21 protein-coding genes are annotated in these 25,900 nt (G+C 65.6%); 11 read left to right on the top strand and 10 right to left on the bottom strand.

The genetic code is table 11. From position 1 onward, the window contains the following. The first annotated feature begins 103 nt into the window (after window positions 1-103). The 3 genes from JQ616_RS19075 to JQ616_RS19085 are packed head-to-tail and all read left to right on the top strand — an operon-like array spanning window position 104 to window position 2,930. Entirely contained in the window at window positions 104-1,204 is a 1,101-nt protein-coding gene (locus JQ616_RS19075) for an ABC transporter ATP-binding protein (protein ID WP_249137065.1), read from the top strand. Beyond that, window positions 1,201-2,115 (top strand): ABC transporter permease, encoded by a 915-nt coding sequence (locus JQ616_RS19080; RefSeq protein ID WP_212016861.1) that lies wholly within the window; start codon window positions 1,201-1,203, stop codon window positions 2,113-2,115. Before JQ616_RS19075 ends, JQ616_RS19080 begins: the two co-directional genes overlap by 4 nt. Continuing rightward, entirely contained in the window at window positions 2,115-2,930 is an 816-nt protein-coding gene (locus tag JQ616_RS19085; RefSeq protein WP_212016863.1) for an ABC transporter permease, read from the top strand. The genes JQ616_RS19080 and JQ616_RS19085 overlap by 1 nt, the downstream gene beginning before the upstream one ends. A 4-nt stretch (window positions 2,931-2,934) precedes the next feature. Here JQ616_RS19085 and JQ616_RS19090 read toward each other — a convergent pair whose 3' ends face one another. The 4 genes from JQ616_RS19090 to JQ616_RS19105 all read right to left on the bottom strand — a co-directional run bounded on the left by JQ616_RS19090 (window position 2,935) and on the right by JQ616_RS19105 (window position 8,397). Continuing rightward, window positions 2,935-3,786 (bottom strand): carbohydrate ABC transporter permease, encoded by an 852-nt coding sequence (locus JQ616_RS19090; protein ID WP_212016865.1) that lies wholly within the window; start codon window positions 3,784-3,786, stop codon window positions 2,935-2,937. Next, entirely contained in the window at window positions 3,783-4,652 is an 870-nt protein-coding gene (locus tag JQ616_RS19095; RefSeq protein WP_212016867.1) for a carbohydrate ABC transporter permease, read from the bottom strand. The genes JQ616_RS19090 and JQ616_RS19095 overlap by 4 nt, the downstream gene beginning before the upstream one ends. Window positions 4,653-4,858: 206 nt before the next feature. Next, window positions 4,859-6,244 (bottom strand): ABC transporter substrate-binding protein, encoded by a 1,386-nt coding sequence (locus tag JQ616_RS19100; protein WP_212016868.1) that lies wholly within the window; start codon window positions 6,242-6,244, stop codon window positions 4,859-4,861. A gap of 188 nt (window positions 6,245-6,432) precedes the next feature. Further along, window positions 6,433-8,397: an AsmA family protein gene (locus JQ616_RS19105; protein WP_212016870.1), complete on the bottom strand. Its 1,965-nt coding sequence runs from the start codon at window positions 8,395-8,397 to the stop codon at window positions 6,433-6,435. A gap of 244 nt (window positions 8,398-8,641) precedes the next feature. Between JQ616_RS19105 and JQ616_RS19110 the strand changes: the two genes are divergently transcribed. The 3 genes from JQ616_RS19110 to JQ616_RS19120 are packed head-to-tail and all read left to right on the top strand — an operon-like array spanning window position 8,642 to window position 10,670. Further along, window positions 8,642-9,349 (top strand): CoA transferase subunit A, encoded by a 708-nt coding sequence (locus JQ616_RS19110; RefSeq protein ID WP_212016872.1) that lies wholly within the window; start codon window positions 8,642-8,644, stop codon window positions 9,347-9,349. Between the two features lie 24 nt (window positions 9,350-9,373). After that, complete coding sequence (locus tag JQ616_RS19115; RefSeq protein WP_212016874.1) at window positions 9,374-10,024, top strand: 3-oxoacid CoA-transferase subunit B; 651 nt, start codon at window positions 9,374-9,376, stop codon at window positions 10,022-10,024. Between the two features lies 1 nt (window position 10,025). Continuing rightward, window positions 10,026-10,670 carry a GNAT family N-acetyltransferase gene (locus JQ616_RS19120; RefSeq protein ID WP_212016876.1) on the top strand — a complete coding sequence of 215 codons (645 nt, stop codon included), beginning with the start codon at window positions 10,026-10,028 and terminating at the stop codon, window positions 10,668-10,670. Window positions 10,671-10,864: 194 nt separating this feature from the next. On the opposite strand, the gene JQ616_RS19125 is transcribed toward JQ616_RS19120, so the two are convergent. Next, complete coding sequence (locus tag JQ616_RS19125) at window positions 10,865-11,809, bottom strand: threonine/serine dehydratase (protein WP_212016878.1); 945 nt, start codon at window positions 11,807-11,809, stop codon at window positions 10,865-10,867. Window positions 11,810-11,864: 55 nt separating this feature from the next. Here JQ616_RS19125 and JQ616_RS19130 point away from each other — a divergent pair, with 55 nt between their 5' ends. Beyond that, complete coding sequence (locus JQ616_RS19130; protein WP_212016880.1) at window positions 11,865-12,182, top strand: ArsR/SmtB family transcription factor; 318 nt, start codon at window positions 11,865-11,867, stop codon at window positions 12,180-12,182. A gap of 408 nt (window positions 12,183-12,590) precedes the next feature. After that, on the top strand, window positions 12,591-14,285 hold the full coding sequence (locus JQ616_RS19135) for a vWA domain-containing protein (RefSeq protein ID WP_212016882.1): 1,695 nt from the start codon (window positions 12,591-12,593) through the stop codon (window positions 14,283-14,285). 339 nt (window positions 14,286-14,624) lie between these two features. Here JQ616_RS19135 and JQ616_RS19140 read toward each other — a convergent pair whose 3' ends face one another. The 3 genes from JQ616_RS19140 to JQ616_RS19150 all read right to left on the bottom strand — a co-directional run bounded on the left by JQ616_RS19140 (window position 14,625) and on the right by JQ616_RS19150 (window position 18,249). Next, window positions 14,625-15,992, bottom strand: a complete 1,368-nt coding sequence (locus JQ616_RS19140; RefSeq protein WP_212016884.1) for an MFS transporter — start codon at window positions 15,990-15,992, stop codon at window positions 14,625-14,627. 77 nt (window positions 15,993-16,069) lie between these two features. Next, window positions 16,070-17,599, bottom strand: coding sequence for an aldehyde dehydrogenase (locus JQ616_RS19145; RefSeq protein WP_212016886.1), 1,530 nt, complete (start codon window positions 17,597-17,599; stop codon window positions 16,070-16,072). After that, window positions 17,596-18,249, bottom strand: a complete 654-nt coding sequence (locus JQ616_RS19150) for a GntR family transcriptional regulator (RefSeq protein WP_212016888.1) — start codon at window positions 18,247-18,249, stop codon at window positions 17,596-17,598. The genes JQ616_RS19145 and JQ616_RS19150 overlap by 4 nt, the downstream gene beginning before the upstream one ends. A 153-nt stretch (window positions 18,250-18,402) precedes the next feature. Here JQ616_RS19150 and JQ616_RS19155 point away from each other — a divergent pair, with 153 nt between their 5' ends. Continuing rightward, window positions 18,403-19,197, top strand: a complete 795-nt coding sequence (locus JQ616_RS19155) for an alpha/beta fold hydrolase (protein ID WP_212016889.1) — start codon at window positions 18,403-18,405, stop codon at window positions 19,195-19,197. Window positions 19,198-19,332: 135 nt separating this feature from the next. Further along, a complete protein-coding gene (locus JQ616_RS19160; RefSeq protein WP_212016891.1) occupies window positions 19,333-19,818 on the top strand; it encodes a Crp/Fnr family transcriptional regulator in 486 nt (161 codons plus the stop codon). Here JQ616_RS19160 and JQ616_RS19165 read toward each other — a convergent pair. Then, complete coding sequence (locus tag JQ616_RS19165) at window positions 19,757-20,584, bottom strand: metallophosphoesterase family protein (RefSeq protein ID WP_212016893.1); 828 nt, start codon at window positions 20,582-20,584, stop codon at window positions 19,757-19,759. The two genes, JQ616_RS19160 and JQ616_RS19165, sit on opposite strands and share 62 nt — an antisense overlap. 426 nt (window positions 20,585-21,010) lie before the next feature. Then, a complete protein-coding gene (locus JQ616_RS19170; protein ID WP_212016895.1) occupies window positions 21,011-24,928 on the bottom strand; it encodes a PAS domain-containing protein in 3,918 nt (1,305 codons plus the stop codon). A 337-nt stretch (window positions 24,929-25,265) separates the two neighbouring features. Here JQ616_RS19170 and JQ616_RS19175 point away from each other — a divergent pair, with 337 nt between their 5' ends. Continuing rightward, the gene (locus JQ616_RS19175) at window positions 25,266-25,664 is read left to right on the top strand and encodes a phasin family protein (protein ID WP_212016897.1); all 399 of its coding nucleotides are present in this window, start codon (window positions 25,266-25,268) and stop codon (window positions 25,662-25,664) included. Window positions 25,665-25,900: the final 236 nt, after the last annotated feature.

Raw genomic sequence — 25,900 nt, forward strand, 5'->3', positions numbered from 1 at the left:
CGCCAGGATCGGACCTTGCGGGGAATCGGGGCTTCTTGACGTGACATCGGGCGAAGCGACTGCGGAGGCGGCAAGGCCGTTGCCTGAACCGGCCGTCCCGGACATGCCGCTGCTGCGGATCGAGGGCGTCGCCAAATCGTTCGGCAATTTCCGCGCGGTCGACCAGCTCTCGCTCGACATCCGCGCCGGCGAGTTCTTCGCGCTGCTCGGCCCGAGCGGCTGTGGCAAGACCACGCTGCTGCGCATGCTCGCCGGCTTCGAGACGCCGGATGAGGGCCGCATCCTGCTCGGCGGCAACGACATCGCCCAGGTGCTGCCGCACGAGCGGCCCGTCAACATGATGTTCCAGAACTACGCGCTGTTTCCGCATCTGTCGGTGCGCGACAACATCGCGTTCGGCCTCAAGCGCGCCGGCATGGCGCGCAAGGATATCGCGACCCGCGTCGCGGAGATGGTAGCGCTGGTCAAGCTCGAGGGGCTCGAGAAGCGCAAGCCCGACCAACTCTCCGGCGGACAGCGGCAGCGCGTCGCGCTGGCGCGCTCGCTGGCGCGCCGGCCGCAGGTGCTGCTGCTCGACGAGCCGCTCGCCGCCCTCGACAAGAAGCTGCGCGAGAGCACGCAAGGCGAGCTGATGGAGCTGCAGCGCCGGCTCGGCATGACCTTCATCATCGTCACCCACGATCAGGAGGAGGCGATGACGATGGCCGGCCGGATCGGCGTGATGGATGTCGGCCGCCTGGTCCAGGTCGCGACCCCGCGCAACCTCTACGAGGCGCCGGCCTCGCGCTGGATCGCCGAGTTCGTCGGCGACATCAACCTGTTCAACGGCCAGGTCGCCGGCCGCGACCACGGCCGTCTGACGGTCGCGACGTCTGAGGCAGGCACTCTGGCAGTCAGCGAGCTGTGGCCGCCGGTGACCAAGGATGTCGTCAGCGTCGCGATCCGCCCCGAGAAGGTGAAGCTGTCGCGCCGGGCGCCGGCATTGGGCGAGGGCGGGTCGCAGGCGATCAACCGGCTGGAAGGCGTGGTGGCCGACGTCAACTATCTCGGCGGCGTGACGAGCTATCGGGTGAAGCTGGAGACCGGTGCAGTGGTGCGGGCGTCGATGGCCAACACCGCGCGGCTCGATGTCGACGCCTATCTTGCCGGCCAGCGGGTGGTGGCGTGGTTCACCGCCGACGATTGCCTGGTGCTGGAGCAATGAGCGCGCGCCGCATCTTCGCCCGGCCGGCGCGGCTCGCCGCGATCGCGCCCTATCTGTGGATGGTGCTGTTCTTCCTGGTGCCGTTCGCCTTCGTGCTGAAGATCAGCCTGTCGCAGACGGTGATCGCGCAACCGCCCTATACGCCGGTGTTCGATGTCACCGAGGGCCGCGCGGCGCTGGCGGCGGCGTTCGCGCAATTGTCGTTCGATAATTTCCGCCTGCTGATTTCAGACAACCTCTACATCCTGTCCTATCTGCGCAGCCTCGTCGTGGCCGTGACGTCGACCTTGATCCTGCTGCTGATCGGCTACCCCATCGCCTATGGCATGGCGCGGCTGCCGCAGCGCTGGCAGGCCGTGGCGATGATGCTGGTGATCGTGCCGTTCTGGACGTCGTTTCTGATCCGGATCTATGCCTGGATCAACATCCTGCAGCATGACGGCCTGCTCAACCAGATCCTGCTGGCGCTGCACATCGTGTCGGCGCCGGTGGTCTGGCTCTCGACCGACAGCGCGATGTATCTCGGCATCGTCTATTCCTATCTGCCGTTCATGATCCTGCCGCTCTATGCGACGCTCTCGAAGATGGATGGCTCGCTGCTGGAGGCCGCGGGCGATCTCGGCGCCTCGCCGCGTCAGGCGTTCTGGCTGGTGACGTTCCCACTGTCGCTGCCGGGCGTCGGCGCCGGCGCACTGCTCTGCTTCATTCCGATCGTCGGCGAATTCGTGATTCCCGACTTGCTCGCCGGCTCCGATACGCTGATGATCGGGCAGACGCTGTGGCTCGAATTCTTCACCAACAAGGACTGGCCGGTCGCATCCGCGGCGGCGGTGGCGCTGTTGCTGTTGCTGGTGCCGCCGCTCGTGCTCTACGATCGCCTGCAACGGCGCCAGCTTAAGGCTGACAGCTGATGGCGCACACCGTCACCCGGCTCACGCGCTTCAACATGACGTCGCTGGCGCTCGGGCTGGCGTTCCTCTATCTGCCGATCGTGATCCTCGTGATCTACTCGTTCAACGCCTCGCGGCTGGTGACGGTGTGGGGCGGCTGGTCGCTGCGCTGGTACCACGAGTTCTTCAACGACCGCGCCATGCTCGATGCGGCCTGGATGAGCCTGTCGGTCGGTGCGGTGTCGGCGACGCTGGCGACATTGCTCGGTACGCTGGCGGCGGTCGCCCTGGCGCGGGGCGAGCGGTTCCGCGGACGGGCGCTGTTCTCCGGCATGCTGTATTCGCCGCTTGTGATGCCCGAGGTGATCTCCGGCCTGTCGCTGCTGTTGCTGTTCGTGGCGCTGAATGCCGAGCGCGGCTTCTGGACGGTGACGATCGCCCACACCACGCTGACGATGTGCTTCGTCACCGTCGTGGTGCAGTCGCGCCTCTCCGCGCTCGACCGCAGCCTGGAGGAAGCCGCGATGGACCTCGGCTGCGATCCGGTGCGTGCGTTCCTGATGGTGACGCTGCCGCTGATTGTGCCGGCGATCGTGGCAGGCTGGATGCTGGCCTTCACGCTGTCGCTCGACGACGTCGTAATCGCGAGCTTCACCACCGGGCCGGGCTCAGCGACGCTGCCGATCCGGATCTATTCGGAAGTGCGGCTCGGCGTGAAGCCCGAGATCAATGCGATCTGCACGCTGGTGATCGCGCTGATCGCCGTGATCATCGTGGTCGCCTCATTCGCCTCGAAACTGTCGAGTGCGCGCGGCGAGAGCGCCGCGCCGCTGTGAATGCTCACGACTTCACGGCGCCTGCCGTCAATCCGCCGACCATGTAGCGCTTGAAGGCGTAATAGACCGCGGCCGGCGGCAGCGCGTAGATGAAGCCGGTGGTCATCAACAGCTCCCACGGCGAATCGTCGGCGGCGAGGAAGTTGCCGAGCGCGACCGGCAGCGTGATGTCGGTGTCCTTCGAGAGCAGCAGGAACGCGTAGAGATATTCGTTCCAGGCGAGCAGGATCGCGTAGGTGCCGACCGCGACCAGCGAGGGCATCATCAGCGGCACATAGACCAGGCGGAACAGCTGCAAGGTGGTGGCGCCGTCCATCGTCGCGGCCTCGTCGAGCTCGACCGGCAGCTTGTCGGAGGCCTGCTTCAGCACCCAGATCGCGTAGGGCGCGGCGATCGTCACCATCGCCAGGATCAGCGACCAGTGAGTGTTCAAGAGACCATAGGTGCCCATGGTGCGATACATCGGCACGGCGAGGAAGGCCGCCGGGATGAAATAGGTGAACAGCGCCATGTTCATGACCGCGCGGCCGCCCGGCACCCGCAGCCGCGAGATCGAGAACGCGGCGGCGGTGGCAACGAACAGGGTCAGCGCGCCGACGGCGAGCGCGATCACGGTCGAATTCCAGAACTGGATCCAGAAGTCGCGCAGGAAGTAATGCTGCTGGTGGAACACGATCGAGAAATTGTGCAGCGTCGGATGCGTCGGCCACAGCTTGCCGGTAAACGCGTCCTCCTTCGGCGAGATCGCGAACACGAACATGTGGTAGATCGGGATCATGGTCCAGATGAAGACCGGGATGCCGATCAGCAGCAGCTTGGCCTCGGTGCCGACTTCGCGGAGGGTGGGCAGCTTCATCGCGACAACCGTTTCATCATGAAATAGACCAGCGGCAGCACGAACGGCATGGCGCAGACGATCGAGGCCATCGCCAGCGAGAGCTGGTCGAGCCTGAGATAGCGGATGCCGAGTGTCGACAGCACATGGGTGAGGTCGGCCGGCCCGCCGCCGGTGAGCAGATAGACGCTGTTGAAATCACCGAGCGTCCAGATCATCGAGAGCAGCGTGCAGGTGATGTAGAGCGTCTGCATCGACGGCCAGGTGATGTAGCGGAATTTCTGCCACCAATTGGCGCCGTCGACGTCGGATGCCTCGTACAGATCGTGCGAGATCGCGAGCCGCCCGGTCAAAAGGATCAGCGTCCAGAACGGCAGCGATTTCCAGATATGGACGCCGATCGCCATCGCGAGCGCGACCGCCGGATCGTTCAGCCAGTTCGGGCCGTCGTCGCCGGTGAACTTGAAGATCAGCTGGTTGATCACGCCCCATTCGGGATTGAGCATGAAGCGGACCGACAGGATGGTCGGGATCGACGGCACCGCCCAGGGCAGGATGAAGATGACGGACAGCCACCTGATCCAGGGCCGTTGCTGGGCGAAGAAGCCGGACAGGAACAGCGCGATCAGCATCTTGATGTTGATGCCGATGACCAGGAAGATCAGCGTGTTGACCGCGGCGCGCGCGAAGATCGGGTCGTTGTAGAGCTCGACATAGCTCGCCGGATGGCGCGCCAGCCACAGGCCGTAGCCGACCGGATAGACCACGAAGGCGAGGAAGACGAGCAGATAGGGCGCGAGCAGCGCGATGCCCCAGATCTGGGGCGGCGACAGCCGCGCCGACAGCGGCGGCGAGGGGGCATCGGATGCGGAGAGTGTGATCGCCATTCGTTGACTCGATGTCGCCTGCGCCTACGCTGTCGTCCCTGTCTGGTGCGCGGTTGCGCACGGAGCAGGGACCCATAACCACCGGCTTTCATTGTTGCACGAAAGCCGGTGACCAGCATCTTTCAAAACGACCGCCTCGGGGTATGGGTCCCTGCTTTCGCAGGGACGACGGAGACATACGTTCGAGGCGGCCAACTTCGTCTATATCAACCCGCGACCTGCTTGATGCGGGCGATCAGTTCGTCGACGGCCTTGTCCACCGGCACCTTCTCGCTGACCACGCGGTTCATCGCCTTGGCCCAGACGTTCTCGTTGTTCAGGATGGTGAACTTCCAGTTCTTGGTGAAGTCGAACGGCGCGGTGCCGCCGGTGAACTGATTCCACACCGCCTTGCGATGCCGGTCGGCCTGCCAGAACGGGCTGGCCTGGCTCGCCTTGGTCACCGGGAACCAGCGGCCGAGCGCGCCCTCGACATAGGGCCGCACGTTGTCTTCCTGCATCAGGAACGCGATGAACTGCTTGCCTTCCGCCTTGTTCTTGGCGTTAGCGAAGATCAGCCCGGTCTTGACGTCGGAGCGGTACTTGATGGTCGAGCCGTCCGGCGCCTTGGGGAAGGACGCCGTGATGATGTCGTGCTCATAGGCCTGCTTGCCGGCGGCGCGCTGCGCATCGGTCAGCGCCGGGTTGGTCGAATCCTCGAACCACTTCGCCGCGATCGAGATCGTGAAATTGTGGGTCATCACGATCGTCTTGTTGTGGAACGCGACGTTGTTGTCCGGATCCTTCCAGGTCGTCGAGGAGGGCGGCGTGCAGCCCTTGATGTAGGTGTCGGTGTAGTCCTTCAGCGCGTGGATCAGGCCCTCGCGCACCTTGGGATCGTCGACCAGGAGCTTGCCGTCATCGTCGACCAGCTTGACGTGGTAGGCGTCCATGAAGGTGTAGAACGACTGGAACGAGTCGGTGGATTCCACGCCCATCGGCTGGCCGACGCCGTAGATGCGCTGGCCGGTGGCCTTGCGGATCCCAGGCTGCACCTTGTCGCACCAGAACGACCAGTAATCCTCCCACTTGGTCGGGATGTCGGCGGCCTTGAAGCCGGCCTTCTCCAGCATGTCGCCCCAGATCTGGACGTGCATGCTCTGCTGCTTCAGCGGGAAGCCGTAATAGGACTTCTTCTTGGTGACGTCGTTGTAGAGCAGCGCCGCTTCCAGCGTATTCGGCGCGAAGGCGTCCTTCATCGGCAGCATGATGTCGGAGAGGTCTTCGAGCTTGCCCTCGAACGCCCACTTGCCCTGTGCCTGCACATCGTAGGTGTCGGAATAGGCGACGTCGGGCACGGTGCCGGAATCCAGCGCGGCGACCGTCTTCGGAATCATGTCCTGGATCGCGTATTGCGACAATTCGACCTTGATGCCGGTCTTGGCTTCGAATTTCTTGATCGTGTCGAGCAGCGCGTCGTCTTCGGATTTGTAAAATCCCTTGCCCCACCAGACGGTGATCGTCTTGCCTTGCGCCAGAGCGGGCGCAGTTGCCGCGAACAGGCCAACCGCAGCGACCGCCAGTGATAGCGCACCGATAACCTTGGATCTCACGTTGTTCTCCCCTCATGAGGCCGGCTTTTTAACCGGTTGGAGAAAACACTAGCGCATGCCTGTCACCCGATAAAGATGCCGCATCGACGACTTCTGTAGGGGGCGCGGCGCGCGCGTGGATCAGTCCCGGTGCATTGATGCGCAAAGTGAATGGATCGATCAGGTCGACCTGGTCAATTCAACCTTGATCAGTTCGATTTGGCATTCTCGGCCGATGCCGCCGGTGCACTGCCGGATGCGCCGGCCGCAGCATCGGGCGCGGCCGCGGGCCGGGCGCCGCCGCCGGTGAAGCGCTCGATCACCGAGCGCACCGCGTCGCGGGTCTTGCGATCCTTCACCGCGTCGAGCAGCGGGGCGGATGCCGGCGAGCGGCGGATCAGGCTTTCCGGATCGGGGAAGATCAGGGGATCATCCCACGGGCCCTGGATCACGAAGGGCAGGTCGAATGCGGTGCCGCCGGCGGACGTCGAGGTCAGGCTGGCGACGCCCTTGAGATCGTATTCGCGCGACGGCACCGACGCGGTGCCGGTCAGCGTGATCTTCGCCGCCGGGCTCACGACATGGATGTCGTCGGCGGTGGCGACGCCGTCGGCGAACTTCACGGAGACGCTGATATTGTCGTAGGGTGTCGAACCGGAGCGGAAATTGCCGCCGCCGGACAGCGGCCGCTTCTCCAGCCGCCGCAGCAGCTGCTCGACATTGAAGCCCGCGATCGCGCCGTCATGCCCGGTCAGCGTGGCGGTGCCGTCCAGCGACGACGCCAATCCGAACGGGCTCGAGCCGGAGGCCGTCAGCGAGACGCTGAGATTGCCGTGGCCCGAGAGCTTGTTGATGCCGAACAATTCGCTGGCGCAGGCCTGCAGATCGACATCGGTGAATTGGAATTGCGCCCTGACATCGGCGACCGCATCGGAGCGCGCGATCGCGAACGAACCCTTGGCGATGCCGCCATACATCTGCGCCTCGCCGACGCTGAGCGCCAGCGCGCCGCCGCGCAAATTGGCACCGAACGCGGTGCGGCCGAGCTTGGACGGGCCGACCGTCACCTTGGCGGCCGACAGGCGCATGTCGAGATCGGTCGAGGACAGCGAGGACAGGTCGAACAATTGCCTGTTCCAGTCGCGCTGACCGCTGGCCAGCAGGCGGAACGTCGAGATGTAGGGGGTGAAGTCGAGATTGCCGGCGGCGAGCGTCGCCTGCAGCGTCTGCCGGCCGTTATTGGCGTAGGTCATCACGCCCTCGGCGACATTGCCGTCGAGCTCGACATTGACATTGGTGAAGGCGACCGAGCCGCCGACCACATTGGCGCGGGCCTTCAGCGCGAAGCGGCCGAAGCCACCACCGCCGCCGGGCGGCGCCTGTCCCATCCAGCGCAACGCGTTGCGCAGCGACGGGGAGTCCATGGTGGCGGTGCCTTCCATCATCAGGCTGGTGCGGTTGGCGACGGTTCCGTCGAAGGCAACCTTGAGCGGCGCGCTGGAGAGCCGTGCCTTGAGGCCGGAGCGGTCGCCCGACAGCAGCGCGACGAAATCGCTGGCGCTGATCGAGCCGTCGACGCGCTCGCCGCGCCAGTCGAACTGGCCGGTTGCGGCAAAGGAGCGCGAGATCGACGGCCAGGCCAGCGACAGATCGATATCGCCGAGCTGCTCGGAGATGTTGTTGGTGCCGTCCTGGTAGTTCAGCTCGCCGTCCTGGATCCGGATTTCGGAGAATGACACCTGATTCTCGGCGCCGGGCGTCATCGCCTTGGCGATGGTCTCGACGAACGGGGTCCAGTTGCTTTCGCCGGCGCTGTCGCGGACCACATGGATATGCGGGCGCAGCATCATGACGTCGGCAATCTCGAACCGCCGCAGCAACAGCGGCAGCAGGCGCAGATTGGCGGTCAGCACATCGACCTGCAAGGCGGGACCGATGGTATCGGCGCCCTTCAGCCCGACATTGTGAAAGGAGACATAGCTGCCGGGAAACACCGACACATCGATCGGGCCGTTGACGACGAGTTCGAGCCCGGTCACGGCGCGAATCTGCGCTTCCACCGCGCTCCGCAGCGCGTCCCGGTTGAGGAACCATGACGTTCCGACCAGCCCGACCAGCGCCAGGCCGAAAAGCGCCGCGATCGGCATCCCCAGGCGCTTAATTCCTTGGGCCATCGTCAATGACATATCCGGGTCGGGTTGAGGTTTGTCGGGTCGTCGTCGAACACAGCGGGCTCTCGCCGGAGGCCCCTGCCAACCCCCGCAACTTGAAGGGTTTTCTTGACGCTTTCAAGGCCATGTTGCCGCCCGAGGCCGCCGCCCGTCGCCGCGGCGGGCCCTGATTGACGCATTGCGAAGATTTCGCCTAATAATCCGCATTGTCACAGCCGTTCCGCGCCCTCCATCAGGTATTCGCTGCATGAACAAAGTTTATCCCGACGCCAAATCGGCACTCGATGGTCTCCTCAAGGACGGCATCATGATCATGTCGGGAGGCTTCGGCCTTTGCGGCATCGCCGAGACCCTGTCGGACGCGATCCGCGACTCCGGCGTCAAGGGCCTCACGGTCGTTTCCAACAATGCTGGTGTCGACGGCATCGGCCTCAGCCGGCTCTTGGAAACCCGCCAGATCAGGAAGATGATCTCGTCCTATGTCGGCGAGAACAAGCTGTTCGCCCAGCAATATCTCGCCGGCGAGCTCGAGCTCGAGTTCAACCCGCAGGGCACGCTGGCCGAGCGCATCCGCGCCGGCGGCGCCGGCATCCCGGCCTTCTATACCAAGACCGGCGTCGGCACGCTGATCGCCGAAGGCAAGGAAGTGAAGGAATTCGACGGCGAGAAGTACATCATGGAGCGCGGCCTGTTCGCCGACGTCGCCATCGTCCACGCCTGGAAGGGCGACACCGCCGGCAACCTCGTCTACCGCAAGACCGCGCGCAACTTTAACCCGATGATGGCGACCGCCGCGAAGGTCACCGTCGCCGAGGTCGAGCATCTGGTGCCGGCCGGCGAGATCGACCCGGACCACATCCATACCCCCGGCATCTTCGTCAAACGCATCATCGAGGTCGGCACGGCTAAGAAGCGGATCGAGTTCCGCAACACCCGTCCGCGGCCTGCCGCTTAATTCATCCCTCTTCAGGAGAGCCTCATGGCCTGGACCCGTGAACAGATGGCCGCCCGTGCCGCCAAGGAGCTGCGCGACGGCTATTACGTCAATCTCGGCATCGGCATTCCGACGCTGGTTTCGAACTACATCCCCGCCGGCGTCGATGTGAATCTGCAGAGCGAGAACGGCATGCTCGGCATGGGCCCGTTCCCCTATGAGGACGAGGTCGACGCCGACCTGATCAATGCCGGCAAGCAGACCGTGAGCGAGCTGCCCTCGACCAGCTATTTCTCCTCGGCCGAGTCGTTCGGCATGGTGCGCGGCGGCCATATCGACCTCTCGATCCTCGGCGCCATGCAGGTGGCGCAGAACGGCGACCTCGCCAACTGGATGATCCCCGGCAAGATGGTGAAGGGCATGGGCGGCGCGATGGATCTCGTCGCCGGCGTCAAGCGTGTCGTCGTCGTGATGGAGCATTCTGCCAAGGACGGCCCCAAGCTGCTCAAGCAGTGCAATCTGCCGCTGACCGGCGAGCGCGTGGTCGACATGGTCGTGACCGATCTGGCGGTGTTCACCATCGACAAGCACGGCAAGGACGGTATGGCGCTGATCGAGCTCGCCGACGGCGTCACGCTCGACGAGGTCAAGGCCAAGACCGAAGCGGAGTTCCGCGTCGCGCTGAAGAACACCTGAGATGATCGCTGCGGGAGGATCCTCGATCCGTCCCGCACGATCCGACGATGCCGGCTTCATCGCCGGCACTGTGCTGGCCGCGCAGCGCGGCCCGCAGCCGCGCGGCTGGTTCGACATCGCGCTCGATCGCCCGGAGGATGAATGCCTGGCGTTCATGACGCGGCTCGCCGTGGCGCGGGTGCGGTCATGGTACCATGTCGCCCATTTCCTGATCGCTGAGGTCGACGGCGTGCCGGCCTCGGCGTTGTGCGCGATGCCGGCATCCGGAACGGTGGTCGCGGCGCGCGCGGCGATCGAGGAGGTTGCTGCCGAGATCGGCGCGGATGCGGACGGCATCATCGCGCGCGGCGGCTATGCCCGCAATTGCTGGGTTCAGGGCGGCGAGGGCGATTGGCTGATCGAGCACGTCGCAACCGCAGCCTCGTATCGCGGTAGCGGCCTGGTGCAGCCCCTGATCGCGCGCGCACTCGCCGACGGCAAGGCGGCGGGGTTTGCGCGGGCCTCGATCTCCTTCGTGATCGGCAACCAGGCCGCCGAACGCTGCTACACCAAGGCTGGCTTTGCCTTCGCCGAAGAAAAGCGCGACGCCGCCTTCGAGGCGATCACCGGAGCGCCGGGCTTTCGCCGATTTGCACGGGCGATTTGAGGCGGGCGCACCGTGACCACAAACACCACCGTCGTCCCTGCGAAAGCAGGGACCCATAACCACGAATGGTCGTCGGTGTTCGACCTTGAACGACGAGTCCCGCCCACGACATCCGCCGCGGCGTATGGGTCCCTGCTTTCGCAGGGACGACACCGGGGATGGCTCTCGACGCATCGTCTCGCCGGAACGAGCGGTCAGCGCGTGCGTGCAAAGTCCACCGCAGCGGTGTTGCCGCCGCTGAGTATGACGGCGATGCGCTCGCCGGGCTCGGGCTTGTAGGCGCCCGACAGCAGTGCCGAGATGGCTGCGGCGCCGCCCGGCTCGGCGACGATCCGCAGCGCGCGCCACAGCGTCTCCTGCGCCGAGGCGATCGCGTCGTCGGATACCAGCACGGTGCCGCGCACATATTTTTCCGCGATCGGGTAGACGCGATCGCCGATCCGGCGCGGCGCCAGCGAATCCGCGGCGATCCCGCCGGCTTCCGCATCGACCGGATGTCCGGCCGCAAGCGCGCGGGTCAGCGTTGGCGCGGCCGATGGTTCGACGCCGATCACCTTGATGCGGCCGGCGAACCAGGCGGCAATGCCGGCGATCAGCCCGCCGCCGCCGACCGCAACCAGCACGGTGTCAATGTCGGGCGCCTGCTGCTCGAGCTCGAGGCCGAGCGTCGCCTGCCCCATGATGGTCTCGCGCTGGTCGAAGGCCGGCACCGGCATCGCGCCGCTTTGCCGGGCCCAGACCTCGCTGGCAGCGAGCGCGTCGGCATAACGGTCGCCCTCGATCACGAGGTCGGCGCCGTAGTCGCGGATGCGCTGCATCTTGGCCGGCGACGAGACGCTGGGCACGAAGATGCGCGCCGGTTTGCCGAGCTTCATCGCGGCATAGGCGGTGGCCGCGCCGTGATTGCCGCCCGATGCGGCAACCACACCGGCGGCCGGCACCTCGCGGGTCAGGAGATTGGTGAAGGCGCCACGGGTCTTGAACGAGCCGGCATGTTGCAGCAGCTCGAGCTTGAGCGTCAGCGGATTGGCGGCGAGGCCGAGCTCGCTGCCATCGAGCGCTGCCACCGGTGTCCGCCTGATGTGCGGCCGGATCAACGCCGCGCATCGTTCGATGTCTTGTGATGTGATCTCGGTCATGGCGGCCTCGGGGGACGGTGATTGACAGAACTTAGCCATTTAGCTAATTAGCAATATGCCTACTCCGCCAAACGATGTCGAGTCCACCCTGCGCGCGCTGGCGAGCGATCGCAGGCTGCTAATCCTGGAGTGGCTGAAACGTCCCAAGGCGCATTTCCGACCGCAGGTCGATGGTGATCTCGTCAAGGACGGTGTCTGCGCGGTGCTGATCGCCGAGAAGCTCGGCGTCAGCCAGCCGACGGTGAGCGAGCATCTGAAGATCCTGGCGCAGGCGGGGCTCGTGACCACCAAGCGCGTCAAGCAATGGACGTTCTACAAGCGCGACGAGGCGCAGATCGCCCGGATCAAAGCCGCGATCATCGAGAAGGTCTAGGCGGAGACGGCGGCGCGCGACGGCGCTTCGGTCGGCGCGTCATATTCATGGGCACGCCACCCAATGCATGGCAGCGTGCAAAGTCGCGTCATCCGTGATCACGCTCACATCAGCAGCCGAGATGACTGCAGCTCTGGAAGCAAATTAATTGTCATCGGCGTGTCGCGTCAGGCCAAAGGCTTGTCGCAATAGTCCAAGTGTCGGGACGCAAGTTGCGTCAAGAGAAGGTGTTCTGGCATTTCGCCGCGTGCACATCGCAATTGTATCACATCAGCTATCCGGCCAACAAAAACAAGATCGAGATCGAAGCAGGACCGGCTGCGGCGGGGGCGCGGATGATCTCGCAATACACCGCACCGTCGCAGCCGTCTTTGCCCTCCGATTGTCTCCATCATCGAGGATCGTTCCGTGATTAAGCTCTTTCGCTGCTCGTTCGTCGCCGGCCTGCTGTCGCTTGGCCTGGCTCTGATGTCTCCGCCTGCCGCACAAGCCCAGGCGCAGGGCACCGACACCATTCTCGTGCTCGATGCATCCGGATCGATGTGGGGGCAGGTCGATGGACAGAGCAAGATCTCAGCGGCAAGGCAGGCGACCGATGCCATTCTGTCAAAATGGAATCCCGCCGATCGTCTCGGCGTGATGGTCTACGGCCATCGCTCGAAGGGCGACTGCAAGGACATCGAGCTGATGGTGCCGGTCGGCAAGTTCGACCCGGTGCGGATCAAGGCGGCGGTGGACGGCATCAATCCGAAGGGCAGGACGCCGATCGCGGATTCGCTGCGCGCGGCCGCCGAGGCGCTGCACTCGACCGAGAACAAGGGCAACGTGATCCTGGTCTCCGACGGGATCGAGACCTGCGCGCCGGATCCGTGCGGCGCCGCGGCCGAATTGAAGAAGGCCGGCATCGGCTTCACCGCCCATGTCATCGGTCTCGACGTCGCCGATCCCGCGGCCAAGAGCCAGCTGCAATGCATCGCGCGCGCGACCGGCGGCGTCTATCTCGATGCCGGCAATGCCGCGAGCCTGACCGGCGCCTTGACCAAGGCGGTGGCGGCGACGCAAGGCACCAAGGTCGCAAGCGAGGCGCCGCCGAAGCCGGCGGCGGCCGATCCCTATCTCGGCAAGAACATCCGTGGTGTGGCACGGCTCGCCGAAGGGCTCGATCCGATCAGCGACGAGGACGTCAACTGGGGCATCTTCAAGCGCGCCGGCGACGAGAAGGGCGAGCATGTCAACACCTTCTACGGTGCGCCGTTCGCCGACAACATCGCGCCCGGCGATTACCTTGTCGAGGTCACCTACCGGCAGCTCAAGCGCGAGTTTCCGCTCAAGGTCGAGAAGGGCAAGCCGGCCGCGCTCGATGTCATCCTCGACGCCGGATACGTCACCAGCGAAGGCGCGGTGGCCGGCGGTGCGGGCAAGGTCGATGACGTGGTCTGGCAGGTCTCCGACAAGGGCGGCAAGCTGGTCGCGCAGGAATATGACGCGGTGCCGCGCTTCGTGCTGGCCGCGGGCAACTACACCCTGACCCTGACCAAGGGCCAGTCGAAGACCAGCAAGCCGTTCTCGGTCGCTGCGGGCGATACGAGCAACGTCCAGCTCGCCCTCGATGTCGGCAAGCTGATCGTGACCTCGACCTATGCCGAGGGCGGTCCCAAGGTCGAGAAGGACATCGTGGTCGCGGTCTATCAGCCTGCCAAGGCCGACGGCGACGAGGGCGAGAAGGTCGCGCAGGACTACGACGCCGAATCCAGGTTCGATCTGCCGAGCGGCAGCTACGACGTGACAGCTGTGGTGGGCGAGGCTAAGGGCACGGTGCGCGCGGAGGTGAAGTCCGGCGCGCCGACCCGGATCAACGTCAACCTCAACGCCGGCGTGGTCGGGATCAAGACCGATGGCGCGCAGGAGATCGACATCCTCAACGCCGAGCGCGACCTCAATGACGAGCGCAAGCGCGTTTCGGCGAGCTATGATCCGGCCACCAACGTCGCGCTCCCCGCCGGCGACTATGTCGCGGTCGCCATCTATGCCGACGGCCAGAAGGTCGAGAAGCCCTTCTCGATCGCCGCCGGCAAGCGCCAGACGGTGGAGATCAAGCAGTAGGGCGGTGGTGCTTCATGCTGCGCGTAAGAGCGCGTAGCCGATGCCGACATCAGCCGTCGTAAGTTGCGGCGTGAGGTGAGCACCCTCTCAGGCTCCCTCCCCCCTTGCGGGGGAGGGTGGGGAGAGGGGTGAGCCCCGGGCAAGATGATGCCGTGACCTTCGCTTTCGCAATCTCGACCGCGTTGTTCCAACTCAGATCCAACGGAGAGAACACGCCGTGTGGCCACCCCTCTCCCTAACCCTCCCCCGCAAGGGGGGAGGGAACCCATCCGCTGGTGGCTCCCTCACGAGCGCTAACGGCTTCCTCACGAGGAAATCGACGAGGACGCGCGCCGCGTTTCACGACGCTTCCTGCGGGACCGCGGACGTTGTTTCCTCGCCCTTGAGTTCCTCGAGGCTGCGGTGCCGCGGCTCGATGCCGAGTGCCCATACCGTGATGATCTGCACGATGAGGAGCCCGATCATCAGCGCCATCACGCCGGCGACGCCGTGCGCTTCGAACAGCATCACGACCAGGAACGGCGTTACGATGGTGGCGCCGCGACCGAGCGTGTTGACGATCCCTGACGCACGCAGCCGCACCTCGGTCGGGAACAGTTCGGGGATGTAGATGCCGAACAGCAGCGCGACCAGGATATAGATCGGCACGGTCAGCGCGAAGCCGACCGCAGGCAGCAAGACTGGATCCGAGATCGTCGGATAGATGATGCCGAGGATGATCGTGATCAGCGACGCGCCGATGATCGTGGGCTTGCGGCCCCAACGGTCGGCGGTCAGGGCGCCGATCGCCGAGCCGATCGGCGCGCCGAGCGCCATCAGCAGCGAGTAGCCGAACGAGGTTGCGACCGAGAGACCCTGCTTGATGAAGAACACCGGCAGCCAGGTCACGAAGCCATAGAGCAGCGTATTGATGGTGATCAGGCAGACTGCGCCGACGATCATGCGCGCCAGCAGCGGCGCGGTGAACAGCGTGGCGAGATCCGGCGATACCGGCGCCGGCGCTGCAGAGGCAGGGACCGGCAGGGGTTGACCCTGGGCGGCCTCCTTCTCGATTGCCTGCATCAGCGCCTCGGCCTCGGCGGTGCGGCCGACCGCCTCCAGCCAGCGCGGTGATTCCGGCAGCGACTTGCGCAGGTACCAGACGATCAGGGCGCCGACGCCGCCCAGCACGAACATCGCGCGCCAGCCGAATTGCGGGACGACGACGGAGGCGACCAAGAGCGCGATGGGCAGGCCGGTCACGACGCAGACGGCCGTGAAGCCGAGCCACTTGCCGCGGCTGCGGGCCGGCACGAACTCGGTCATCGTCGAATAGCCGACGACGTTCTCGGCGCCGAGGCCGACGCCCATCACGAAGCGGCAGGCGATCAGGAAGGCCATGTTCGGCGCAAACGCCGCCGCGAGAGACGCGAGACCGAAAAGGAGCAAATTGAACTGGTAGGTGAAACGCCGGCCGTAACGGTCGCCGAGGAATCCGGTGCCGAATGACCCGAGCATCATGCCGACGAAGGTCGCGGAGATGAACGCCGCGTTTTGGGCGAGCGTCGAGAACCCGGTTTTCAGCGTCACGCCGAGCACGGTGCCGGCGATGTAGATGTCGAAGCCATCGAAGAACATCCCGATCCCGATCAGGATCATGATGCGGCGATGGAATGGTCCGATCGGCAGCCGATCGAGACGGCTCCCGGCATTGACCGTTGTCGACATGTACGCTCTCCCCTTGACTGTTTCCTCGTGAATGCGGCCCGCCATCTGTGGGCGGTTTGCCGCTTGCTCGACTGTCGCTAGTTCAACCGGCGCTGGTTTGCCGTGTCGCGGTACCAGTCGAACGGCTGTTCGTGGGTCGCGACCATCACGCTCTTGGTGTTGAAATGGTCGTCGAAGCTCTCGGTGCCGCATTCGCGGCCGATGCCGGAATCGTCGACGCCGCCCCAGGGCGAGGCCGGATCGAGCCGGTGGTGGTCGTTGATCCAGACGATGCCGGCCTTGACCGCGGCGGCGACGCGATGCGCGCGCGCGACGTCGCGGGTGCGAATGGCCGCGGCGAGGCCGAACGGCGAGTCGTTGGCGAGCCGCAGCGCGTCGGCCTCGTCCTTGAAAGGTGTGACCGAGGTGAAGGGACCGAACACCTCCTCCTGGAAAATTCGCATGTCGGATTTGACGTCGGCGAACACGGTCGGCTCGACGAAATAGCCGTTGTCGTGGCCCGCGACCTGCGCGGCCACGCCGCCGGTCAGCAGCCGCGCGCCGTCCTCATGGCCGTAGCGCGCATAGCTGAGCACGCGATCGCGCTGGCGCGCCGAGATCACCGGCCCAAGCTGGGTGTTCGGATCGAAGGGATCGCCGATCCGGATGGTGCGGGTCTTGGCCTGCAGCTTTTCGACGAACTCGTCGTAGATCGAGGCCTGCACGATGTGGCGGGAGGCGCAGACGCAGGTCTGGCCGGCGCCGATGAAGGCGCCGAACGCGGCATAGTTGACGGCGCGGTCGACGTCGAAATCGTCGAAGATTATCACCGGCGTCTTGCCACCCAGCTCCATGGTCTGGTGTGCGAACACCTTCGCCGCGGCACTGCCCGCGATGCGGCCCGCTTCGGTGCCGCCGGTCAGCACCAGCTTGTTGATGTCGCTATGCTCGGCCAGCATCTTGCCCGCACTCTGACCGAGCCCGAGCACGATGTTGAAGACACCTGGCGGAAGCCCAGCCTCGCTGAAGATCTGGGCGAGCTTCAGCGTGGTCAGCGGCGTATATTCCGACGGCTTGACCACGGTGACGCATCCGGTCGCCAGCACCACGGCGAGCGACTTGCACAGGATCATCAGCGGGTGATTGAACGGCGTGCAGTTGGCGACGATTCCGATCGGCGTGCGCAGCGTGTAGTTCAGATAGGAGCCTTCGACCGGGATTACGGAATCGCGGCGCGACAGCGCAAGCCCGGCGAAATAGCGGAAGAAATCCGGCAGCCGCGACAGCTGCGCGCGGGTCTCGTTGACGGGGCGGCCGTTGTTCAACGTCTCCAACCGGTACAGCGTGTCGAGATTGGCCTCGAACGCGTCAGCGAGCTTGTTGACGAGCCTCGCACGCGACCTTGTGTCCATCCCGCCCCACGCCTTACCTTCGAAGGCGGCGCGCGCGCTTTTCATCGCGCGGTCGATGTCGGCGGCGGTCGAATTCGGGATTCGGGCGATGACGTCGCCGGTCGCGGGATTGCGGACGTCCAGCAGCTCGCCGTTGCCGGCTTCGACCTCGCGTCCGTCGATGAAGTTGCCGTGGATCCCGACGTCGATCGTCGCAGGCTTCGACGGGATGTTCATGCTGACCTCTCTTCGACGATGACGGCGTTGCGCTTGAGCGCCGGCAGGACGCGCTTTTCGGTGGCGGCGATGTGCGCCTTGATGATGCGCCCCGCGGTGCGCCCCTCGCGCTGCTGCATGGCGTCGATCAGCGCGACGTGTTCGGCCACGAGCTTCGCCGGGTCGTGACCCTTCAGATTGGAGACGCTGACCCGCACCAGCCGGTCGGCCTGACCGATCAGGTCGCAGAGCGTCGCCGCCATGCGACGGTTACCCGACGCGTGCGCCAGCGCTGAGTGAAAACCGCGATTGTAGGCGATGAAGTCCTCATGGCTGCCGGAGAAGCGGCGGAATTGATCGAGTGATTTCAGGATGCTGTCGGGCGCGCTCTCGATCGCCTCGGCGACGCAGGCCGGCTCGAGTGCGAGCCGGAAGCGCAGCAGGTCGCGTGCGTCGGACAGCGAGATCGGATTGACCCGGTAGCCCTGACGGGGCTGCACCGTGACGAGATGTTCGCGCTCGAGCCGCAGCAGGGCGTCCCGCACCGGCTGGCGGCTGACGGCGTAGCGCTCGGCCAGATCCTGCTCCCGTATTTCATCACCCGGTGCAAGCTCGCATGATAAAATATCAGAGCGTAGGTTTTCGTAGATATTTTCGCGAAGAAGGATCATTTTTCTTGGTGCTCCTGCCAGTAAAATGCATCTCGTGAAATATCACGTCAAGCCAAAATCCTTGAAATCCGTGTGATTTGATTTATCAATCGTCGCGCAAGGGCGTTTCGGGGCCCGGCCGTGACTTTGGGCGTGATTTGAAAGAGACCGACGATGGACAGGCTTTTCGCAAACCGCACAGTCAACGCAGCACAAATCGGCGAGGGACCGCCGCTGGTGCTGTTTCACTCCTTGCTGTCGGACCGCGCGAGTTTCGATGCGATCGTGCCCGAGCTCGCTAGGTCGTATCGGACCATCGTGCCCGAATTGCCGGGGTTCGGCCGGTCGAGCGCGGTCGAGGGCGGCCTTGCCGCGATTGCCGGCCGAATGGCGGATGCGGTGCACGAGGTGGCGGACGGCGTGCCGGCCATCGTGCTCGGCAATGGCTATGGCGGGTTCGTCGCGCTGCAGATGGCGATCCGCCATCCGACGATCGCGAGCAGGCTGATCCTCGCCGATTGCGGCGCGGCGTTCTCCGAGCCGGGCCGCGAGGCGTTTCGCAACATGGCCAGGGTCTCGCGCGACAAGGGGCTTGCCGCGATCACCGATATTGCGATGCGCCGGCTGTTCGCCCCGGATTTCCAGGCCCAGCATCCGGCGCTGATGCAGGATCGCCGCGACGCATTCCTGCGCACCGATCTCGACGTTTTCTGCGCGGCCTGCGACGCGCTCGCGGGCCTCGATCTTCGCGCCGAGCTGCGTGGCATGACCGTTCCCACACGTGTCGTGGTCGGCGAATATGACGAGGCGACACCGCCGGAGATGTCCTACGAACTGGCAGCCGGGCTGCCGCGGGCCGAACTCCGGGTCATTCCGGGCTGCGCACACGTCCCGCAGCTGCAATCCCCGCGGCTGTTCCTCGATACGATCGGCGATTTCCTCGCGCTCAAGCACAACGCGCCGGCCTGAGCGGTGCGCAAACGGCTGGATCGCGTCGGGGACAACGCCGCCGCACCTGCCGACAATTTGAGCAAATCGCCCAGCTAATCCGTTTCATCTCGACGGCATCTCTGCCTAGTCTGGCTGACACGGAGGCGACACAGCATGCGAGCGATCCTTGATCACTGCATCGGCGGGACCAGGCGCAGCCTGCCGGCTGGCACGGATTTCGTCGAGGAGGGCGGCAAGACCGGTCATCTGTTCGTGCTGCTCGAAGGCAAGGTCGAGGTCATGAAGGGCGACAGCCTGGTTGCCGTGATCGACGAGCCGGGTGCGGTGTTCGGCGAGATGAGCGTGCTGCTCGACCGGCCGCACAGCGCGAAGGTGCGCACGGCGTCCGACTGCGTGCTGTATGAGTTCGACGATGCGGCGTCGTTCCTGCGCGAGCAGCCGGCGGTGGCGCTCTTGATCGCGCAGCTGCTGGCGCAACGGCTGCATGTCGCGACGACCTATCTGGCCGACCTGATGCACCAATATGCCGACCACGGCAGCCATCTGGCGATGGTCGGCGAGGTGCTGCAGAGCATGATCAACCTGCCGCCGATGCAGGTCGCGCCAGGCTCGGATCGGCAATCCGATCCAAGGATATGAGCCAGTCCGGCGCTTCGCGCACCGGCGCTGCCGGCCGCGACAACGGAGCCTTGAGATCGACGATCTGCGCATCGCCGGCGGCGAGCCAGAACGCCTTGTCCTGCTCGAGATCGAGCACGATGTAGACCGGTGGTCGGCCGGGCTGCAGGCCGGTGTTGAACACCCAGGTGATGCCGATCCGGTCGAACCACGAGCCGCTCTGGATGAACGGCGATTGATGCACGTGGCCCGAGATCACCATCGCCGGATGGTGGCGCTCGATCCAGCGCAGCAGCTCGACGTCGCCGAAGAAGCGCTTGCCGCCCCAACTGATCGGTGAATCCGCCGGCGGGGCGTGATGGACCCAGACCCAGCGTCGGTGCGACATCGCCGCCGCGGCGCGCAGCTGATCGTCGATCCGCGCCTTGACCATCGGCCCGTCCCACCACGGGCACACCGTGAACAGCGTGTCGCCGATGGTCAGATTGTCGCCGTCGCAGGCGATGCCGAGCTCCCTGATGCCGGCGACCCAGCGCGCGATCTTCTCGCCCTCGGCGCTGCGCTCGTCCAGATCATGATTGCCCGAGCAGAAGATCACGCGCGTGAGACCGGCGAGCCGCGAAAGATATCTTGTGACGACGACGATCTGGGCGCGGTAATCCACCGCCGAGCCGAGGTTGAGCGCATCGCCGGCGAAGATCACGAGATCGAATTGCGGTGCCGCCGCCAGCAGCCAGTCGAACTGCGGCAATGAGTAGTGCAAATCCGCGACGACGAGACAGCGCATCCGCCAGATCCAATGCCCGGAAAGCGGGCGGTCCACGTGGCAATGAATTAGTCAAACAATCTGAATCGCAGCAAGATCCATGCCGCGCCGCGCGGAAGAGGCGCGACAGATTTTCGCAGTGGCCTGCAGCTCATTCGTGCTGTTCGCAGGAAGCCAAATGAGGTGAGCACGTGAGGTGAGCAGGCATCTCAGGCTCCCTCTCCCTTGCGGGAGAGGGTGGGGAGAGGGGTGGCCCCGGGTGAGATGTGCGATGAAGGCTTGCTCTCGCAATCTCGGTCTCGGCTTGTCGATGGATATTGGAGAGAGCACGCCGTGTGGCACCCCTCTCCCCAACCCTCCCCCGCAAGGGGGGAGGGAGCCGTCCGCTGGTGCGTCCCTCACACGGAAGCGAGGAGGCAGTTGAAGCGCCCGCGTGTCGCGGATGGCTCACGCCCTTGCGGCGGCGTGGGCGAAGGTCACCTCGATCAGCGTGCCGGTGCGGCCGCCGGTCCGGATCTGGAATTTGGCGCGGTTGGCTTCGACCAGCGCCTTGGTCAGCGACAGGCTGACGCCGCCGGAGCCGGCCTGATCTGTCGGTGTCGGCGCGCGGAATGGCTCCAGTGCGGCGGCCACCTCGTTGTCGTTGAGGCTCTGGCCGGTGTCGCGCACCCGCAGCATCACCTCGCCGAAATCCGACAGTGCGGTCGAGACGATCACCTGGCCGCCGGCATTGGCGAGATGGATCGAGTTGCCGATCAGGTTCAGCGTGATCTGACGCAGCGCGCGGGCATCGGCGACGACAGGCGGCAGCGTATGGGCGAGCGAGGTGCGGATGATGATGCGCTCGCGATTGGCCTGCGGTTGCATCACCGCGACGCAGCTCTCCACCATCTCGTTGAGGTTCTGGCTGGTGAAGGCGAGGTCGAGCTTGCCGGTCTCGATCCGCGACAGATCGAGAAGGTCGTTGACGATCGCGATCACCCGCTCGCCGGAGGCGCGGATGTCCTTCATGTATTCGACATAGCGCTCATTGCCGAGCGCGCCGAAGCGCTCGCCGATCATCACCTCGGCAAAGCCGATGATTGCGTTGAGCGGGGTGCGCAGCTCGTGGCTGATCCGCGCCAGCATGTCGGTCTTGGCGTTGGCCGCGCGTTCGGCGAGCCGGCGCGCCTCGCGCACTTCGCCCTCGCTCTTCCTGGTCTGCGACAGGTCGCGGAACACGGCGAAGAAGTTGGGACCGTCGGCGCGGGTGCGGCCCATCGTCACCGACAGCGGGATGATGCCGCCCTGGCGGACGCGGCCGAGCGTCTCGCGGCCGTGGTCGAGCAGGCTCTCGACGCCGGCCGATTTCACGCTCGTGAGATAGTCGAAGATGCCGTGCTGGCTCTCCGGCGCAAACAGGTCGGCGAGGTTGCGCGTGACGAACTCACTGCCGTCATAGCCGAACAGCGCCTCGGCGCTGCGGTTGCAGGAACGGATGTTGCCTTCGGCATCGAACATGATGATGCCTTCGGCCGCGGTGTCGAGGATCGCGCCGAGCTCCTCGGCGTCGGCGTGGCCGGCCTGCGGTGGCGGTGGTGCAAGCGCCGGCTCCGCTTCCGGCTCGGGATCGGAGAGGGCAGCGGCGACCGCGGTATCTTCCTCGAGCGTGCGCGAGAAGATCAGCGCCAGCGCGGAATCATCGTCCCAGCTGATGGTGTGCAGCCGCGCTTCGGCGGACACCTGCTCGGCCTGGGCGTTCTGGTTCGCGGAGATCGTGACCGGCGTGCCGGTGCCGGAGGTGCTGCTCGCCTGCGAGACGCCGGGCTCGACATAGAGTGCATCCAACCCGCCGGCGGCTTCCAGCGCGTGCAGGCTGTCATAGCCCATGCGGGCGAGGAAGGTGTGGTTGGCATAGAGCAGGCGATCGAGCCGGTAGACCAGGATGCCGACCGGCAACAGATCGAGCAGCGCGCGGTCGCGGCGGGAGTCGGCGCGCGGCGCGGGCGCTGCTTCACTGAGCCAGCCAGGCTTTGGCGTGTCGGCCGGTGTCTCGCGTTGCGCGACCGTCTCTTGCTGCGCAGCCTTTTCCTGCTGAAGCGCGGCTTCCGGCTGCTGGGGCGGATCGTTTGCGGGCGGCTCGTCGGCAACCGGCTCCGCGGTGGCGGCCTCGTTGGTCGTCGCAGTGAGGCCAGCCTCGCTCTCGAGCCGGGCCGACAATTGGCGCGCGAGCTCGTTGAAGGCGTTGTTCTCGACAGGCGTCAGCGACGGCGGCCGCGCGTCGCCGGCGGGGCGGAACGGCACCACATTCGGTGGCGGGTCGTGACGCACTTCGTGCGTTTCCTCGTGCGTGTCCACGGCGTGATCCGGATCGGCTTGGTGTGAAGTCTCTGCTGCTACGGGCTCGGTCAATTCCTCTGATGGTGCGATCGCGTTGGTATCGGGCGGCGGCTCCGCATGCGGCGGAGGATCATCATGCGGCACGGCAGGCCCGGGCGGCGCATCGGTGCGCGGCGCCGGCGCGACATCGGCCGACAGCGATTGCGGCGCGACCGAGCCGCTGAAGAATTCATAGCGGCGCAACGCGGCGAGTCGCGCAAGCCCGTCGAGATCACGACACACACCAAAGCCGCGATAGCCGGCGAAATTCCGGTTGCGGTCGAACACCGGCAGGCCGGACAGTTCGACCGGCAGCCGACCGCCGCCGTCGACCGGCCAGTGCAGCGTGATGCCGCTCCAGGTGTCGTGGCTGGCGAACGCCTGCATGACGCGGCCCTCGGGATCGAGGCCGAAGCTGTCGGCGATGTCGCTCCACAGCCGGCCGAAGCCGGCCGCGGTGTGCAGGCCGATCAGGCGGGTGAATTCGTCGGAGCCGAGCGAGAAGCGGGCCTCGTGGTCCATCTGCCACATGAAGCGCAGCGGATGCCGCCGCACCGGCAATGGCTCGTCGAGCCAGGACGGCGGCTTTGCTGGTGTTGACGTCGCGGGCTCCGGCTCGGCGGACGGCGGCGTGGGCAGATCCGCGATCGCATAGGGCGAGGGGACGGGATCGGCCGATGGCACCGCTGCTTCCGAAGCGGGCGCAGGCGTGGTCTCTTCAAGAACTGGTGCGGGCTGCGTTGCAGGCTCTGCGACACGCACCTCAGGGGACGCCTCGATCAACGCTTCCGACAGCGGCTCCTCGACAGCGGGCGTCTCGTCAGGCGTGGTGTCGAATGCTTCGGTCTCGACGGGCGCTGCCTCCACGCGCGTCTCGCCTGCTGCGACGAGAGCGGGAGTAATTTGCGTAGGCTCTTCGACCTGCGCTTCAACGGGCGCCTCGAGCAGCGCTTCCGACAGCGGCTCCTCGACCGCCGGAGTTTCGTCGGGAGTCGTATCGAGAGGTGCGGTTTCGACGGGCGCGGTCTCCACATGCGTCACTTCTGATGCGAGCGATGGAGTAACGTCCGCAGGCTCGGATTCAGGCGCGCTGACGATCGGCTCGGCGGCTTCTTCCTGCGCCGGGTCGAGCGCATCGAACAGCGTGAAGGTGGCCGGCGCGTCGCTGGCCTGCACGGGGGCTTCGTGATGCGCCGCTTGCTGTTCGACGGCGGCAGGTGCCGGTGGCGGCTCGGTCGCAGCAGCTTCTGGCGGCATCGCTGCCGCGGACACTGCTGCTTCAGGTGCCGTCGGCGCAGCCGTCTCAGGCTCGATTGGTTGAGGCACGATCGGCGTCGCTGGTCTTGCGGCAAAATGCGTTGCCGGCTTGATCAGCGCGACCAGCGCGCGATCGGCGCCGCGGCCGATCCGTTGCAGCACGACGCGGCCGATCGCAACGCTCGCCGCCGCGCGGCCCTGCGCCAGTGCCTCGTCGCGCGCGGCATCGAGACCGGCTTCGCCGAGATTGTGCAGGCCGGGCAGCGGACGTGCCGCCTCGTTGGTTGCGATCAACAGTCCGTCGCCGGTGAAGGCGGCGGCCGGACGCGGTAATCCCTGCACCAGGCGCAGCAAGCGCTCGGCGAGCGACATGCTGCGGCCGGTCGCATTGAGCGCCGAGATCAGGATGCCGTGGCTGCCGTCGGGCAGTTCGATGCGGCTGCAGCCGCAGGTCGCGAGCATGCCGGGCGCTGCGCCGAAGCCGCCCAGCCGCTCCAGCCGCACCGCGCCGTTGGCACCGAGACTGGGGCCGAGCCGTGCGACTTGGCGGCGATGCGGATCGGCCGGACCGAAGACGCGCTTCGCCAGCTCGGCGCCGCTGGCGGCGCCGAATACCTGCGCGCCAACCGGGTTGGCCCACAGGATCCGTGCGCCGTCGGCCGACCACAGCCATGCCGGCAGGGAGCTCGTCGCATGGTCCGCCAGCCTGACATCGCCGAGCGCCTGGATCTGGAATTCCGCGTCACTCATCGCGCAAGATTTGACCGCATAGGTTTGGCTTTCTTCCTAGCTTTGCCGAAGCCCCGGCAGCCGCAGGACGACAGCCTTAACAGAAGGTTAGTATCGCAAGCGGGGGGCGGCAGGTCCATGTCCGCGGCCAAACTGCCCTCGCCAAAGCCGGGATAACGTTAACTTGGCTGAACGATCCACAGCGGTTTAGCGTTGTCGGGCAGAGGCGATGGCTGTGACCGCGTGTTGCGGCGCCGGGTGGCACCGCGTCACATCGGTGGTTGCAGTGCCGCGATATACCCTGCCGCGAGCCCGCAAGGCCAAGCGGCGGGCGATCACCAAGCGAGGGAGAACGACCATGAGCGACAACGGGCGTGACCATTTCGAGATCCCCAAATTCGAGATCCCCAAGGACATGCGGTCGATGGCGGAGGCGAGCTTCGACCAGGCACGCAAGGCTTTCGAGCAGTTCGTGACCAATGCCAGGGACACCGCTGGCAAGATCGAGGAGCGCAATGCCACGATGCGCGCCGGTGCCAAGGACCTGTCCACCAAGGCGCTGTCCTATGCGGAAAAGAACGTCCAGTCGTCGCTGGACTATGCCCAGTCGCTGCTCAAGGCCAAGGACCTCACCGAGGTGATGCGGCTGCACAGCGAATATGTGCAAGGCCAGATGCGCTCGCTCGCCGAGCAGGCCAGCGAAATGGGCCAGGCCGTCAGCCGCGCGGCGATGGACGCGGTGAAGCCCAAAAACTGACAGAGAACCGACACCGAGGAAGAACTGACCAACGGGCCGATTCAGGCTGATTTTGGCCCTCAACCCTCGTCGGGCGCGGTAACCCCATATTCCGCCACATAAAAAATGTGGCGTCGCACGCGATCTTACGTTGCGTTGCACAATATTGACATGATATGGGTGTTTATTAGGCGCGCCCGACGAAGGGCAATCCCGTGAATCAAGGCAGCGTGATCCATTTCAACGTTCCCGGCCTG

Origin of the sequence: Bradyrhizobium tropiciagri (genome assembly GCF_018130545.1) — a bacterium.
Taxonomy (GTDB): domain Bacteria; phylum Pseudomonadota; class Alphaproteobacteria; order Rhizobiales; family Xanthobacteraceae; genus Bradyrhizobium; species Bradyrhizobium tropiciagri_A.